This window comes from Pseudomonas sp. 1L-B-1-E-C1 (genome assembly GCF_057291835.1).
Genome location: NZ_JBXAWN010000003.1, coordinates 231,605 through 247,153, shown reverse-complemented (window position 1 = coordinate 247,153; position 15,549 = coordinate 231,605). Strand labels below are relative to the sequence as shown.

The 15,549-nt window shown below is 60.7% G+C and carries 12 protein-coding genes; 4 read left to right on the top strand and 8 right to left on the bottom strand.

The features are described 5' to 3' along the window. Positions 1-5 precede the first annotated feature (5 nt). Together phoR and AC0Z4S_RS07370 are read left to right on the top strand one after the other, a co-directional pair. Positions 6-1,328, top strand: a complete 1,323-nt coding sequence (gene phoR / locus AC0Z4S_RS07375; protein WP_485622560.1) for a phosphate regulon sensor histidine kinase PhoR — start codon at positions 6-8, stop codon at positions 1,326-1,328. Between the two features lie 123 nt (positions 1,329-1,451). Next, positions 1,452-2,792, top strand: a complete 1,341-nt coding sequence (locus tag AC0Z4S_RS07370) for a hemolysin family protein (protein ID WP_016772486.1) — start codon at positions 1,452-1,454, stop codon at positions 2,790-2,792. 114 nt (positions 2,793-2,906) lie between these two features. Here AC0Z4S_RS07370 and AC0Z4S_RS07365 read toward each other — a convergent pair whose 3' ends face one another. The 8 genes from AC0Z4S_RS07365 to AC0Z4S_RS07330 form a co-directional block, all read right to left on the bottom strand. Then, entirely contained in the window at positions 2,907-3,803 is an 897-nt protein-coding gene (locus tag AC0Z4S_RS07365; protein ID WP_485622559.1) for a peptidoglycan DD-metalloendopeptidase family protein, read from the bottom strand. Between the two features lie 207 nt (positions 3,804-4,010). Beyond that, positions 4,011-4,967 (bottom strand): response regulator, encoded by a 957-nt coding sequence (locus tag AC0Z4S_RS07360; RefSeq protein WP_471876963.1) that lies wholly within the window; start codon positions 4,965-4,967, stop codon positions 4,011-4,013. Positions 4,968-5,154: 187 nt separating this feature from the next. Then, entirely contained in the window at positions 5,155-5,916 is a 762-nt protein-coding gene (gene phoU / locus AC0Z4S_RS07355; protein ID WP_016772483.1) for a phosphate signaling complex protein PhoU, read from the bottom strand. Between the two features lie 71 nt (positions 5,917-5,987). Beyond that, the gene (pstB, locus tag AC0Z4S_RS07350) at positions 5,988-6,821 is read right to left on the bottom strand and encodes a phosphate ABC transporter ATP-binding protein PstB (protein ID WP_252879120.1); all 834 of its coding nucleotides are present in this window, start codon (positions 6,819-6,821) and stop codon (positions 5,988-5,990) included. A 169-nt stretch (positions 6,822-6,990) separates the two neighbouring features. Then, complete coding sequence (gene pstA, locus AC0Z4S_RS07345; protein WP_485622558.1) at positions 6,991-8,661, bottom strand: phosphate ABC transporter permease PstA; 1,671 nt, start codon at positions 8,659-8,661, stop codon at positions 6,991-6,993. Between the two features lie 16 nt (positions 8,662-8,677). Continuing rightward, positions 8,678-10,711, bottom strand: coding sequence for an ABC transporter permease subunit (locus AC0Z4S_RS07340; RefSeq protein ID WP_485622645.1), 2,034 nt, complete (start codon positions 10,709-10,711; stop codon positions 8,678-8,680). A 504-nt stretch (positions 10,712-11,215) separates the two neighbouring features. Beyond that, complete coding sequence (locus tag AC0Z4S_RS07335; protein ID WP_253497294.1) at positions 11,216-12,214, bottom strand: phosphate ABC transporter substrate-binding protein PstS; 999 nt, start codon at positions 12,212-12,214, stop codon at positions 11,216-11,218. 233 nt (positions 12,215-12,447) lie between these two features. Continuing rightward, the gene (locus tag AC0Z4S_RS07330) at positions 12,448-13,746 is read right to left on the bottom strand and encodes an MFS transporter (protein WP_485622557.1); all 1,299 of its coding nucleotides are present in this window, start codon (positions 13,744-13,746) and stop codon (positions 12,448-12,450) included. A gap of 377 nt (positions 13,747-14,123) precedes the next feature. On the opposite strand from AC0Z4S_RS07330, the gene AC0Z4S_RS07325 reads away from it, so the two are divergent. Together AC0Z4S_RS07325 and AC0Z4S_RS07320 are read left to right on the top strand one after the other, a co-directional pair. Beyond that, positions 14,124-14,528, top strand: a complete 405-nt coding sequence (locus AC0Z4S_RS07325) for an acyl-CoA thioesterase (protein WP_003229628.1) — start codon at positions 14,124-14,126, stop codon at positions 14,526-14,528. Between the two features lie 57 nt (positions 14,529-14,585). Continuing rightward, positions 14,586-15,485, top strand: coding sequence for a D-hexose-6-phosphate mutarotase (locus AC0Z4S_RS07320; RefSeq protein ID WP_485622556.1), 900 nt, complete (start codon positions 14,586-14,588; stop codon positions 15,483-15,485). The last annotated feature ends 64 nt before the right edge of the window (positions 15,486-15,549 follow it).

Genomic DNA, 15,549 nt, shown 5'->3' with positions numbered 1-15,549 from the left:
CGACTGTGAATCAAAACTGGCATGGCACCCTGATTCGCCACATGCTGTTGCTGGTCACCGCCTGCCTGGTGATCGGCCTGATCACCGGCTATTACGGCTGGAGCCTTGCGGCCGGTCTGGGCCTTTATCTGGCCTGGACGCTCAAGCAATTGCTGCGTCTGCACGAATGGCTGCGCCAGCACCAACCCGATGAAGCGCCGCCCGATGGCTATGGCCTGTGGGGCGAGGTGTTCGACAGCATCTACCATCTGCAACGCCGCGACCAACGGGTGCGCGGGCGTCTGCAAGCGGTCATCGACCGGGTACAGGAATCCACCGCCGCGCTGAAAGATGCAGTGATCATGCTCGACAGCGACGGCAATCTGGAATGGTGGAACCGCGCCGCCGAAACCCTGCTCGGCCTCAAGACCCCACAGGACAGCGGCCAACCGGTGACCAACCTGGTGCGCCATCCGCGTTTCAAGGAATACTTCGAGCAGGACAACTTCGCCGAGCCGCTGGAAATTCCCTCGCCGACCAACGATCGCGTGCGCATTCAGCTGTACCTGACCCGCTACGGCAACAATGAACACCTGATGCTGGTCCGCGATGTCACGCGCATCCATCAGCTGGAACAGATGCGCAAGGACTTCATCGCCAACGTCTCCCACGAATTACGCACGCCGCTGACGGTGATCTGCGGCTATCTGGAAACCCTGCTCGACAATGTCGAAGAAGTGAACCCGCGCTGGAGCCGTGCCCTGCAACAGATGCAGCAACAGGGCGGGCGCATGCAGACGCTGCTCAACGATTTGTTGCTATTGGCCAAGCTGGAAGCCACCGATTACCCATCGGACAACCAGCCGGTGCAGATCGACACGTTGCTGCAATCGATCACCAGCGATGCGCAGCAATTGTCCGGCGCGAAAAACCAGCGCATCAGCCTCGAAGCCGACGCGCGCCTGCTGCTCAAGGGCAGCGAGGCCGAGCTGCGCAGTGCGTTTTCCAATCTGGTGTTCAACGCGGTCAAGTACACCCCGGCCGAGGGCAACATCCGCATTCGCTGGTGGGGCGACGAGCAAGGCGCGCACCTGAGCGTGCAGGATTCCGGCATCGGTATCGACAGCAAACACCTGCCGCGCCTGACCGAACGCTTCTACCGTGTGGACTCCAGTCGCAACTCCAACACCGGCGGCACCGGCCTCGGCCTGGCCATCGTCAAGCACGTGTTGTTGCGCCACCGCGCGCGCATGGAGATCAGTAGCGTGCCCGGCCACGGCAGCACATTCACCTGCCATTTCGCCCCGGCCCAGGTGGCCAGCGCACGGGCGATCAGCGCCGCCGAGTGATGCCGCCCGGCACACGCCACTAGGCAATCGCCCGGCCAGCCGCTACATTGGCTGACTTGTGCCTGCCTTTCAGGCGCTGTTTCTCCCTACTTTCGAATCACACGGAACCCGCAAAACTCCATCATGGACCCTTCCCCTGGCTTGTCCCTCGCAACCATTTTTGCCGACTTCGGCATGATCCTTTTTGCTCTGATCCTGGTGTTGCTCAACGGTTTTTTCGTTGCAGCGGAATTCGCCATGGTCAAATTGCGCTCGACCCGGGTCGAGGCCATCGCTGAACAACATGGCTGGCGCGGACATATCCTGCGTACCGTGCACAGTCAGCTCGATGCCTACCTGTCGGCGTGTCAGCTCGGCATCACCCTCGCCTCCCTCGGCCTGGGCTGGGTCGGTGAACCGGCGTTCGCGCATATTCTCGAGCCGCTGCTGAGCGCAGTCGGCGTCGACTCGCCCGAGATCATCAAAGGCGTGTCGTTCTTCACCGCGTTCTTCATCATTTCGTACCTGCACATCGTCGTCGGTGAGCTCGCACCCAAGTCGTGGGCGATCCGCAAACCCGAGCTGCTGTCGCTGTGGACGGCGGTGCCGCTGTACCTGTTCTACTGGGCGATGTACCCGGCGATCTACCTGCTCAACGCCAGCGCCAACGCGATTTTGCGTATCGCCGGGCAAGGTGAACCCGGCCCGCACCATGAACACCATTACAGCCGCGAAGAACTGAAACTGATCCTGCACTCCAGCCGTGGCCAGGATCCCAGCGATCAGGGCATGCGCGTATTGGCCTCGGCGGTGGAAATGGGCGAGCTGGAAGTGGTCGACTGGGCCAACTCCCGCGAAGACCTGATCACCCTGGAATTCAACGCGCCGCTGAAGGAAATCCTGGCGATGTTCCGTCGCCACAAGTTCAGCCGTTATCCGGTGTACGACAGCGAGCGCCAGGAGTTCGTCGGCCTGCTGCACATCAAGGATCTGCTGCTGGAGCTGGCGGCGCTGGACCACATTCCGGAGTCGTTCAACCTGGCTGAGCTGACCCGTCCGCTGGAGCGCGTATCGCGGCACATGCCGCTGTCGCAGCTGCTGGAGCAGTTCCGCAAGGGCGGCTCGCACTTCGCCGTGGTCGAGGAGGCTGATGGCAACATCATCGGCTACCTGACCATGGAAGACGTGCTGGAAGTGCTGGTCGGCGACATTCAGGACGAACACCGCAAGGCTGAACGCGGCATTCTCGCCTATCAGCCGGGCAAGCTGCTGGTGCGTGGTGATACGCCGCTGTTCAAGGTGGAACGTCTGCTCGGTATCGACCTCGATCACATCGAAGCGGAAACCCTCGCCGGGCTGGTCTACGAAACCCTGAAACGGGTGCCGGAAGAGGAAGAAGTGCTGGAAGTCGAAGGCCTGCGGATCATCATCAAGAAGATGAAAGGGCCGAAGATTGTCCTGGCCAAGGTGTTGATGCTCGATTGATACGCTGATCCTGCACCGCGCCGCGCCTTTCGCGAGCAAGCTCGCTCCCACATTGGAATACATTTCATCTGTGGGAGCGAGCTTGCTCGCGAAGGGGCCAGCACGGTCACCTCATCACTGTTTGCCCAACGCAAAGTTGGGCAACGCCCCCAGCGGCTGGTTGAACTGATACGGAATCGACACCAGCCCTTCGCCGGTATTGCGCTGCACCACAAAGTGCAGGTGCGGGCCGCTGCTGTTGCCGGTGTTCCCCGACAGCGCCAGCGGGCTGCCGACCTTGACCCGCTGCCCTTCGCGCACACTCACCGAGCCCTGCTTGAGATGCAGATACACGCCCATGGTGCCGTCGTCGTGCAGCACCCGGACGAAGTTGCCGGAGGCATCGGTGCCGCGCCCGCTCTGGGAATTCTCGGTCTTGACCACCACCCCCGCTCGCGCGGCAATGATCGGTGTGCCCACCGGCATGGCGATGTCCATGGCGTAGCGATTTTTCGGTCCATAGTGGCTGTACTGGCCGTTGGCGCCTTGACTCAGGCGGAACGGTCCGCCACGCCAGGGCAGCGGATAGCGATAGCTCTGCGCGGTGCCTGAGGGGTCGCCCAGCGAATACTGGAACTGCGGCGAATACACCAGCGGCTGGTCGCGGCTGATCGCCGTCAGCAGCGCCAGCCGCGTGTTGCTGCGCGGTGGCAGCACGCGACGGATCGCCTGCGCTGAGGCCCCGCGCACATTGCTCGTGCCGATGAAGGCCAGGGCAACCTCGACCGGCGCGTACAGATCGTTGCGCGCGAACACCACATCGACGCCCTTCTGCTTCTTGATGTCCAGGTACACCTGACGGTCGAGACGCTCGACCATGCGATCCTGAAACACGAACACTTTCGCGCCTTTGCTCGGGCGGTCACTGTACGAGACCACGCCGTTGGCGTCGGTGGATTTGTAAATGGTCATGGCCATCGCCAGCTGGGAGGCCAGGCAGAGACCGCAGAAAAACAGCAGGCGCGCGAGCATGGGCAAAGGTCTGTCGAAGGGAGGCCTGGGAATCAGCCTAGCAGCTGAGACAGACCAGGCTAGTCGACAGATGTTTCAAATTGGCGGGAGCGGGAGATGGGTAGTGCTTTTGATGGCCCCTTCGCGAGCAAGCTCGCTCCCACAGGTTCGGTGTGATCTCTGTGGGAGCGAGCTTGCTCGCGAAGGCGGTGTCTCAGGCGAAGAAGATCAGGCGCCAGGTACGAAATGCTTCTGCGCGGTGCCACGGGCGATCAGGCGCGAGATGTAGTCGAGCTTCTGCGCGTCCTGGTCGACGAAGCGGAAGGTCAGTTGCAGCCAGTCGCTGTCGGCTTTCTGCTCGTGGGCGACGATGGCGTGCAGGTAACCATTGAGGCGAGCGATCTCGGCGTTGTCACCCTGCTCAAGATCGAGCACGGCGCTGTCGAGGATCTGCGGCAGGGTCTCGGTGCGCTTCACGACCAGCAACGCTTCCTTGATGCTCAACGCTTTGATCACGCATTGCTGGGTACCGCTCGGCAACCGCAACTGGCCCTGACCGCGACCGCCCACCGGCGCCTTGGATGCACCAGGGGCCGGCACCGGCGGGCTGTTGAGCAAACCACGCGATGGCGCAGCGGCGGCTGCCGGAGCTGCAGCGGCAGGCTTGGCAAACGGGTTGGCCGCAGCGGCAGCCGGAGCACCGCCAACCACGGCAGGCTTGCCACCGGTCAAGGCACTGAGGGAATCGTTGCCGAACGCCGAGTTCATTTTGGTCGGTGCGCTGTTCATCAAGGTGTCGAGCTTGCCGACCTTGTTCAGCGCCTGCTTGACCTTGGTCAGCAACTGCTCGTTGGTGAATGGCTTGCTGACGTAACCGGAAACGCCGGCCTGAATCGCCTGTACGACGTTTTCCTTGTCGCCACGGCTGGTCACCATGATGAAGGGCATGGTCTTGAGGTTGTCCTGCTCGCGGCACCAGGTCAGCAGTTCAAGACCGGACATTTCCGGCATTTCCCAGTCGCAGAGCACCAGGTCAAACGCCTCTCTGGCCAGCATGGCCTGGGCTTTTTTGCCGTTGATGGCGTCCTCGGTGCGGATCCCCGGGAAGTAATTACGCAGGCACTTTTTCACCAGGTCACGAATGAACGAAGCGTCGTCCACGACCAACACACTGATCTTGCTCATCCAACACCCCTATTAAAATCCCGGCAAGCATAACGCTGGCTGATGGCACATTGCCAAAACTCTTCAGTCACGCCGGGACTTTTCGTTCGCGGGTGCTGCTTTTTGATTCGCTTTAATTCGCATCAGCCTTTGAAAAGCAGAAACAAAAACGCCCGGCCAGAGGGCCGGGCGCTTTTCTCAGGCAATCTTACTTATCGTCAGCTTCGCCCGGAACATTAGCGGTTTCGGCACTTGTGCCTTCAACTTCTTCCTTCATGCGCTTGAGGCCCATGTGCCGCACATCGGTCCCGCGCACCAGGTAGATCACCAGCTCGGAGATGTTGCGTGCGTGATCGCCGATGCGCTCCAGCGAACGCAGGACCCAGATGATGCTCAGCACCCGCGAGATAGAGCGCGGATCTTCCATCATGTACGTGGCCAACTCGCGCAGAGCGGTCTTGTATTCGCGGTCGATGATCTTGTCGTACTGCGCCACCGACAAGGCCAGATCAGCGTCGAAACGCGCGAAAGCGTCCAGCGCATCGCGAACCATGTTGCGCACCTGATCGCCAATGTGGCGAACCTCGACGTAACCACGCGGCGCTTCGCCTTCTTCGCACAACTGGATGGCACGGCGGGCGATCTTGGTCGCTTCGTCGCCGATACGCTCAAGATCGATCACCGACTTGGAAATGCTGATGATCAAACGCAGATCGGACGCCGCCGGCTGACGACGGGCAAGAATGCGCAGGCATTCTTCGTCGATGTTGCGTTCCATCTGATTGATCTGGTCGTCGATCTCACGGACCTGCTGAGCCAGACCCGAGTCGGCCTCGATCAGCGCGGTCACCGCGTCGTTGACCTGCTTCTCGACCAGCCCGCCCATGGCAAGGAGGTGGCTGCGCACTTCCTCGAGCTCAGCGTTGAACTGCGCGGAGATGTGGTGGGTAAGGCCTTCTTTACTAATCATGTTGGCGTCCTTGGAGCGTCCGGTAAGGTGCGGTGGGCCGCAGCGTCAATTCTGTGAATAACCCGCAACTGTCAGCCATAACGACCGGTGATGTAGTCTTCGGTCTGCTTCTTCGCCGGATTGGTGAACAGGGTATCGGTGTCGCCGAATTCCACCAGTTTGCCCATGTACATGAACGCCGTGTAGTCCGAAACCCGCGCGGCCTGTTGCATGTTGTGGGTCACGATGACGATGGTGAACTTGGACTTCAGCTCGTAGATCAGCTCTTCGACTTTCAGCGTCGAGATCGGGTCGAGAGCGGAGCACGGCTCGTCGAGCAGCAGCACTTCCGGCTCGACCGCGATGGTGCGGGCGATGACCAGACGCTGTTGCTGACCACCGGAAAGGCCAAGGGCCGAGTCGTGCAGGCGGTCCTTGACTTCATCCCACAGCGCCGCGCCCTTCAACGCCCACTCGACCGCTTCGTCGAGAATGCGCTTCTTGTTGATGCCCTGGATGCGCAAGCCGTAGACCACGTTTTCGTAGATGGTCTTCGGGAACGGATTGGGCTTCTGGAACACCATGCCGACGCGACGACGCAACTCGGCAACGTCTTCGCCCTTGCGATAGATGTTGTTGCCGTACAGGTTGATCGCGCCCTCGACGCGGCAGCCATCGACCAGATCGTTCATCCGGTTGAAGGTGCGCAGCAGCGTCGATTTACCGCAGCCGGACGGACCGATGAACGCGGTCACACGCTGCTTCGGGATATTCATGCTGACGTCGAACAGCGCCTGTTTCTCGCCGTAGTACAGGCTCAGGCCCGGGACTTCGATGGCAACGGTTTCCTGCGCCAGATTCAGGCTCTGCTTGTCGCGGCCCAGGGCAGACATGTTGATGCCGTGGCTGTGTGTTTCGTGCTGCATGGGAGGCTCCCTGTGCTAACAAATTCGGTTCGGAACACTGCTTTTGCAGTTTCCATCAATGTTGCGACGGACGCAGTTCAATGTGGGAGCGAGCTTGCTCGCGAAGGGGCCAGTGCAGCCGTCAAAAAGCTTCGCGAGCAAGCTCGCTCCCACAGGGTTCGCGTCGTCCTTAGCTGTCCAGTGCTTTGTATTTTTCGCGCAGGTGGTTGCGGATATACACCGCCGACAGGTTCAGCGTCGCGATTACCAGCACCAGCAGCAGCGCGGTGGCGTAGACCAGCGGGCGGGCGGCTTCGACGTTCGGGCTCTGGAAGCCGACGTCATAGATGTGGAAGCCCAGGTGCATGATCTTCTGATCCAGGTGCAGGTACGGATAGTTGCCGTCCACCGGCAGCGACGGCGCCAGTTTCACCACACCCACGAGCATCAGCGGCGCCACCTCACCGGCGGCGCGGGCCACGGCGAGGATCATGCCGGTCATCATCGCCGGGCTGGCCATCGGGATCACAATCTTCCAAAGGGTTTCAGCCTTTGTCGCGCCGAGGGCCAACGAGCCTTCACGCACGGTGCGCGGGATACGCGCCAGACCTTCCTCGGTCGCCACAATCACCACCGGCACCGCCAGCAGCGCCAGGGTCAGCGAAGCCCAGAGCAGGCCCGGCGTACCGAAGGTTGGCGCTGGCAATGCTTCGGGGAAGAACAAGCGGTCAACCGAACCACCCAGCACGTAGACGAAGAAGCCCAGACCGAACACGCCGTAAACGATGGCCGGAACACCGGCAAGGTTGTTTACCGCGATACGGATAATCCGCGTCAGAGTGTTCTGCTTGGCGTATTCACGCAGGTACACCGCCGCCAGCACGCCGAACGGGGTGACGATCATCGCCATGATCAGGGTCATCATCACGGTGCCGAAGATCGCCGGGAAGATCCCGCCTTCGGTGTTCGCTTCACGCGGGTCATCGGAGAGGAATTCCCAGATCTTGCTGAAGTAGAAACCGACCTTGGTGATGGTGCTCATCGCGTTCGGCTGGTAGGCGTGAACCACTTTGCCCAGACCGATTTCAATCTCTTTGCCGTTGGCATCGCGAGCGGTCAACGCGTCGCGGTTGAATTGCGCATGCAGGTCGGCCAAGCGTGCTTCGATGTCTTTGTAGCGAGCATCCAGCTCGGCGCGCTCGGACGCCATGTCCGCTTGTGCGGTGGCGTCAAGCTTGCCTTCCAGCTCCAGCTTGCGACCGTGCAGACGGATGCGTTCGAGGCCGGCGTTGATCGCACCGATATCAGACTTTTCCAGCGTCTTCAGCTGAGCAGCCAGCTCGTTCACCCGATCGATGCGCGCTTGCAGCTCGGGCCATGCGGCCTCGCCTTCGGCAATGACCTTGCCGTCCTGTTTGACGTTGACCAGGTAACCGTAGAAATTGCCCCACTCGCGACGCTCGATCGCCATCAACTCGGGCGGCGTGGTCTGCTTGGTCAGCCACTCGCCGACGATCCAGGTGAAGTCGTTGCCGTTCAGGTCACGGTTGCCGACCTTGATCAGCTCGCGGGTCATGAATTCCGGGCCCTCGTCAGGCACGGGCAGGCCGGCGCTCTTCAGACGTGCGCGCGGCACTTCTTCTTTCTGCACCACTTCGCCGACGATCAGGTGGTTGGCCTGGCCGGGCACGTCGTAATGGGCATGAATCAGATCCGCCGGCCAGAAATGACCGAGACCGCGCACGGCAATTACCGCCAACAGGCCAATGGTCATGATGACCGCGATGGACACTGCGCCACCGCTGATCCAGACGCCCGGGGCGCCGCTCTTGAACCATCCTTTCAGGGAGTTCTGTTTCACAGACTTCTACCTTTGCTTAAAGCGACGAGTATTTCTTGCGCAGACGCTGACGAATCAGTTCTGCCAGGGTGTTCATGACGAAGGTGAACAACAGCAGCACCAGCGCCGAGAGGAACAGCACGCGGTAGTGGCTGCCGCCGACTTCCGACTCGGGCATTTCCACCGCGACGTTGGCAGCCAGCGTGCGCAGGCCTTCGAACAGATTCATCTCCATGACCGGGGTGTTGCCGGTGGCCATCAGCACGATCATGGTTTCGCCGACCGCACGGCCCATGCCGATCATCAGCGCCGAAAAGATGCCCGGGCTGGCGGTGAGGATCACCACGCGAGTCATGGTCTGCCATGGCGTGGCACCGAGGGCCAGCGAACCGAGGGTCAGACCACGGGGCACGCTGAACACGGCGTCTTCGGCGATCGAGTAGATGTTCGGGATCACCGCAAAACCCATGGCCAGACCGACCACCAGAGCGTTGCGCTGGTCGTAGGTAATGCCCAGGTCGTGGGAAATCCACATGCGCATGTCACCGCCGAAGAACCAGTTCTCCATGAACGGGCTCATGTACAGCGACAGCCAGCCCACAAACAGAATCACCGGAATCAGCAGCGCACTTTCCCAGCCATCCGGCACCTTGAGGCGGATGGATTCAGGCAAGCGACTGAAGGTGAAGCCGGCGACCAGAATGCCGATCGGCAGCAGCATCAGCAGGCTGAAGATGCCGGGCAGATGGCCTTCGACATACGGTGCGAGGAACAGACCGGCGAAGAAACCGAGGATCACCGTCGGCATCGCTTCCATCAGCTCGATCACCGGTTTGACCTTGCGACGCATGCCCGGGGCCATGAAGTACGCGGTGTAAATTGCCGCAGCGACGGCCAGTGGCGCCGCCAGCAGCATCGCGTAGAACGCGGCTTTCAAAGTACCGAAAGTCAGCGGCGACAGGCTCAGTTTCGGTTCGAAATCGGTGTTGGCTGCCGTGGATTGCCAGACGTATTTAGGCTCGTCGTAGTTCTCGTACCAGACCTTGCTCCACAGCGCGCTCCATGACACTTCCGGGTGCGGGTTGTCGAGCAGCAGCGGTTGCAGCTTGCCGCCGGCTTCGACGATCACCCGGTTGGCGCGCGGCGACAGGCCGAACAGGCCCTGACCTTCAACTACCTGATCGACCAGCAAAGTACGATGTGCGGTGCTGTGGAACACGCCGAGCTTGCCGCTGGCATCGAGGGCGAGGAAGCCTTTGCGGCGCTCTTCGGCGGCGATTTCAACGATTGGCGTGGAGCCCATCTGGAAAGTGCGAATCTGCTTCAGACGCTGCTCGCCATCGGTATCGCGGGCCATGAACCACTGGGCCAGACCGCCCTTGGAGTCACCGACGATCAGCGAGATGCCGCCTACCAGTTGCGTGGTCGCGGTGACTTCGGCGTCGGCATTTTCCAGCAGTTTGTAGCGCCCGTTGAGACTCTTGTCGCGCAGGCTGAACACGTCGGCCTGGGCACGCCCGTTGACCACGTACAGCCATTGCTGGCGCGGGTCGACGAAGATGTTTTTCACAGGTTCAGTCATCTGCGGCAGATCGATACGCTTCTGCTCGCTGGTGACTTCGCCGGTCATCATGTTTTCTTCGCTGGTCAGCGACAGCACGTTGAGTTGCGAACCGGTGGACCCGACCAGTATCAGGGTCGAATCGGTGGCGTTGAGGCTGACATGTTCCAACGCACCGCCGCTTTCATTCAGCGCGATCGGCGCCTCACCATACGGATATTCGATGGCCGGGCTGATGGTTTTCTTGCCGTCGGGGTAGCTGACCTTATAGGTGTGACGGAACACCAGCGCCTTACCGTTGGACAGGCCCACGGCCACCAGCGGCTGACCCGGCTGATCTTCACCAATCGAGGTTACGGTTGCGCCCGCCGGCAGCGGCAGATCGACGCGTCTCAATTCAGCGCCACTGTCGAGGTCGAAGAACAGCGCCTGGCCCTTGTCGGAGACGCGCATGGCCACCTGATTCTGCTCTTCGAGCGAGATCATCAGCGGCTTGCCGGCGTCCTGCATCCAGGCCGGGGTGATGGAGTCTTTCGCAGTCAGGTCGGCACCTTGAAACAATGGCGCAACGACGTAAGCGAGGAAGAAGAAAATCAGGGTGATTGCCGCGAGCACCGCCAGGCCGCCAACGAGGACATACCAACGGGTGAAGCGATCCTTGAGCGCGCGAATGCGACGCTTGCGTTGCAGCTCAGGCGTATTGAAATCAATGCGCTTGGGAGGGGAAGACGTAGTCATTGGGGAATTGGCCAGATCATTCATGCGCACACCCTAGCGATCCTGTATGACAGAAAGATGACAGTGCAGTGACGCAGCAAATCCGCCACTCGGGGGCCCGGCAGCGGAGTCGAAAATTCGAGGTTGTGAAACCTGTGTAGGAGCTGTCGAGAGAACCGAGGCTGCGATCTTTTGATCTTGCGATCAGAAGCCAGATCAAAAGATCGCAGCCTCGGTTCCCTCGTCAGCTCCTACCGGGTTCCAGCAGGTCCGGGGGGTTGCCCCGGATCTGCGGTGTTACTTCTTGGCGACTTCAGCGCCTTCCTTCAGACCGAGGTCAGCCAGTGCTTTTGCAGCAACCTTGGCTGGCAGCGGGATGTAGCCGTCCTTGACCACGACTTCCTGACCCTGTTTCGACAGGATCAATTTGACGAACTCGGCTTCCAGAGGTGCCAGAGGCTTGTTCGGCGCCTTGTTGACGTAAACGTAGAGGAAGCGCGACAGCGGGTACTTGCCGTTCAGAGCGTTTTCTTCGGTGTCTTCGATGAAGTCCGTGCTGCCCTTCTTGGCCAGAGCGACGGTCTTCACGCTAGCGGTCTTGTAGCCGATGCCCGAGTAGCCGACGCCATTAAGCGAGCTGCTGATCGACTGCACCACCGACGCCGAACCTGGTTGTTCGTTGACGTTTGGCTTGTAGTCGCCTTTGCACAGGGCTTCTTCCTTGAAGTAGCCGTAGGTGCCGGAAACCGAGTTACGGCCGAACAGTTGCACTGGCTTGTTGGCCAGGTCGCCGGTCACGCCCAGATCGCCCCAGGTTTTCACATCGGCCTTGGCGCCGCACAGGCGGGTCGACGAGAAAATCGCGTCAACCTGTTCCATGGTCAGGTGCTGGATCGGGTTGTCCTTGTGCACGAACACGGCCAGGGCATCCACTGCAACCGGGATCGCAGTCGGCTTATAGCCGTACTTCTGCTCGAATGCCTGCAGCTCGTTGTCCTTCATCTTGCGACTCATCGGGCCCAGGTTGGCGGTGCCTTCGGTGAGTGCAGGTGGCGCGGTGGAGGAACCGGCAGCCTGAATCTGGATGTTTACGTTCGGGTATTCTTTTTTGTAGTTCTCGGCCCACAAGGTCATGAGGTTGGCCAGGGTATCGGAACCGACGCTGGACAGGTTGCCCGACACACCAGTGGTCTTGGTGTAGCTCGGGATAGCAGGGTCAACAGCGGCGAACGCGTTGGCAGTCGCAACGCCAGCAGCGACAAAAGTCATTGCCGCCATCAAACGCTTCAGTTTCATGCCTTACTCCTAGCAGATAGGGGGTGTTAAGTCGGGGCCCAGTATCAGCAGGCCATATGAACACTCTATGGCTGAAATATGACAATTGGATGAAAGGCCAGCATCGGGATTTGCTGGATGATTTGTGACGTCCCCATTCGCGAGCAGGCTCGCTCCCACAATTGAAATGCATTTCAACTGTGGGAGCGAGCCTGCTCGCGAAGAGGCGGTATTGGTGGCGTAGATCCTGGGCTTTAGCGCCCCTTCTTCCAGAGCCAGGCGCCTACCACAATCCCCATTCCGCACAGCACCGCCACATAGTAAGCCGGCCCCATCGCACTTTCTTTCAACAGCAGACTCACCACCATCGGCGTCAAGCCACCGAAGATTGCGTACGCGACGTTGTACGAGAACGACAACCCGCTGAATCGCACCACCGGCGGGAACGCCTTGACCATTACGTACGGCACCGCGCCGATGGTGCCGACCAGCAAACCGGTCAGTGCGTACAACGGGAACAGCCAGTTCGGGTGGTCGGCGAGGCTGTGGTAGAAAGTCCAGGAGCTGATCAACAGGCCCAGGCAACCGAACACGAATACGCGACCGGCGCCGAAGCGGTCGGCCAGTGCGCCGGCGCCAATGCAGCCGAGGCTGAGAAAGACGATCGCCAGGCTGTTGGCTTGCAGCGCCGTGGTTGGCGAGAAGTGGTAGACCGTTTGCAGCACGGTCGGAGTCATCAGAATCACTACGACGACGCCGGCCGAGAGCAACCAGGTCAGCAGCATCGAGATGGCGATGGCGCCGCGGTGGTCACGCAGTACCGCGCGCAGCGGCACTTCTTCGGCCAGTGCCTTGCGCAGTTGCAGTTCGGCGAATACCGGGGTTTCGTGCAGCCAGCGGCGCAGATACACCGAGAACAGGCCGAACACGCCGCCAAGCAGGAACGGGATCCGCCAGGCGTAATCCGACACTTCGGCTGGCGTATAAATGCTGTTGATTGCCGTGGCGACCAGTGAGCCGAGGAGGATGCCGGCAGTCAGACCGCTGGTGAGGGTGCCGCAGGCATAACCGATGTGCTTTTGCGGTACGTGTTCGGAAACGAAGACCCACGCCCCCGGCACTTCACCGCCAATCGCGGCGCCCTGGATCACCCGCATCAGCAGCAACAGGATCGGCGCCCAGATGCCGATCTGCGCGTAGGTCGGCAGCAGGCCCATGATCAGGGTCGGCACAGCCATCATGAAAATGCTCAGGGTGAACATTTTCTTGCGCCCTAGCAGGTCGCCGAAGTGCGCCATGACGATGCCGCCCAGCGGCCGCGCCAGATAGCCGGCAGCGAAAATGCCAAAGGTCTGCATCAAGCGCAGCCACTCGGGCATGTCGGCCGGGAAGAACAGCTTGCCGACCACGGTGGCGAAGAAAACGAAGATGATGAAATCGTAAAACTCCAGCGCCCCGCCAAGGGCGGACAGCGACAGAGTCTTGTAGTCATTGCGGGTCAACGGTCGTGCGGGTTGCTCGGGCTGCGCGAGGCTCGAAGGCGCTGTGGTCATGGCAAGGGCTTCTCTTATAGTCGAATCTGTCGCCACAACAACGCTGGCGGTGGCTTGGACAGGTTCGGCACCATAGCAAATTGTTCGAAAAAGCACATAGAGGTGCGTAATTGACGGTCGAAATCAGAACCGGGTGGTCGTCGCGGGGTCTATCGACCGATATACTCGCCACCTGCGCAGGATTTGTAAGAGGTTACTGTGCGAAAACGTTGTTGGCCCGTCCTTTGCTCGGGATTTAGCCTTTTTCGCAGAGTTTCCCTTTAGGCGCCTGATGGAAAACGTGACGAACGCAGTGTGTTCGGTGTTGAATCGTTTTTCTTGAAGACGGCTACCACCCGCAATACCCACGAAGAGTCACGGGTCAGAGGCCCCTCGGCATGATAGAGCTCGAACAAGAAGATCCGATCCCACAGGGCGACCTGGCCCTGCAAATCACCGCACTTCCGCGCGAAACCAACGGCTTTGGCGATATTTTCGGCGGCTGGCTGGTCGCGCAGATGGATCTGGCCGGCACCGCCATGGCCAGCCGTGTTGCCGGTGGCCGCGTCGCCACTGTTGCCATCGACCGCATGGCGTTTCTGGTGCCGGTCGCCGTCGGCGCGCAGTTGTCCTTTTATACCCAGACCCTGGAAATCGGCCGCAGCTCGATCCAGATGATGGTCGAAGTGTGGAGCGATGACCCACTCTCCAGCGAGTGGCGCAAGGTCACCGAAGCGGTTTTCGTCTTCGTCGCCATCGACGGCAGCGGTCGCACCCGCTCGGTGCCGCCACGCGCGCGTTAAACCTCGCGACCGTTTTGCGGTCGATAGTCGTCCCCAGTGTCTGATCGAGAGTCGCCCATGAACACGCCCAACGTTGAAGCCGTCAAACAGGATGAACTGAACTGCTGGCGCATCCGCCACGGCAAGGCCGAAGTGCTGGTGGCCCAGCAAGGCGCGCACATCCTCAGTTATCAGATCGACGGCCAGCCGCCGATCATCTGGCTCAACGACAAGGCCGAGTTCAAGACCGGCAAAAGCATCCGCGCCGGTGTGCCGGTGTGCTGGCCGTGGTTCGGCAAGTTCGAACGCAACCCGCAGAGCGTGCAGACCATGTACACCGGTGAGCAACCGGCCCCCGCCCACGGTCTGGTGCGAGCGATGGATTGGGAGTTAGGTGGCATCGAGTCGGAAAGTAACGGCATCAAGGTCGAGTTCAAGTTGCCCTACCCGGAAGGTGGCCTGCCGGGCTGGCCGCACGAGGTTGATCTGACCTTGACCCTGCATCTGGCGGATCAACTGCATTACAGCCTGACCAGCCATAACCGTGGTACTGACACCGTCACACTGAGTCAGGCGCTGCACACCTATTTCGCCGTGAGTGACGTGCGCAATGTGCACGTCGACGGCGTGGCCGGGCTGAATTACATCGAGACCCTGGACGACTGGAACACCGCCAGCCAGAGCGGCGATCTGCATTTCAAGGGCGAGACCGATCGCATCTATCTCGACGCTCCGCCGCAGCTGAGCATCGTTGATCCGAGCTGGGAACGACGCATCGTGCTGACCTCTACCGGCTCGCGCACTGCCGTGATCTGGAACCCGTGGATCGACCGCGCCGCCGCGCTGCCCGACATGGACAACGATGGCTGGCAGCGCATGCTGTGCATCGAGACGGCGAATGTGATGGATGATGTAGTCACCCTGGCGCCGGGGGCGAGCCATACGATGGGTGTTAGCGTCGCCAGCAAACCGCTTTGAGATCAAAAGATCGCAGCCTTCGGCAGCTCCTACATCTGGAATGCATTTTCCATGTAGGAGCTGC

Coding starts and splice junctions, on each gene's coding strand:
- AC0Z4S_RS07335 (WP_253497294.1), bottom strand. CDS start 12,214: ATGAAACTGAAGCGTTTGATGGCGGCAATGACTTTTGTCGCTGCTGGC.
- AC0Z4S_RS07330 (WP_485622557.1), bottom strand. CDS start 13,746: ATGACCACAGCGCCTTCGAGCCTCGCGCAGCCCGAGCAACCCGCACGA.
- pstB (WP_252879120.1), bottom strand. CDS start 6,821: ATGCAGCACGAAACACACAGCCACGGCATCAACATGTCTGCCCTGGGC.
- phoU (WP_016772483.1), bottom strand. CDS start 5,916: ATGATTAGTAAAGAAGGCCTTACCCACCACATCTCCGCGCAGTTCAAC.
- AC0Z4S_RS07365 (WP_485622559.1), bottom strand. CDS start 3,803: ATGCTCGCGCGCCTGCTGTTTTTCTGCGGTCTCTGCCTGGCCTCCCAG.
- AC0Z4S_RS07325 (WP_003229628.1), top strand. CDS start 14,124: ATGATAGAGCTCGAACAAGAAGATCCGATCCCACAGGGCGACCTGGCC.
- AC0Z4S_RS07340 (WP_485622645.1), bottom strand. CDS start 10,711: ATGCAGGACGCCGGCAAGCCGCTGATGATCTCGCTCGAAGAGCAGAAT.
- AC0Z4S_RS07370 (WP_016772486.1), top strand. CDS start 1,452: ATGGACCCTTCCCCTGGCTTGTCCCTCGCAACCATTTTTGCCGACTTC.
- AC0Z4S_RS07360 (WP_471876963.1), bottom strand. CDS start 4,967: ATGAGCAAGATCAGTGTGTTGGTCGTGGACGACGCTTCGTTCATTCGT.
- AC0Z4S_RS07320 (WP_485622556.1), top strand. CDS start 14,586: ATGAACACGCCCAACGTTGAAGCCGTCAAACAGGATGAACTGAACTGC.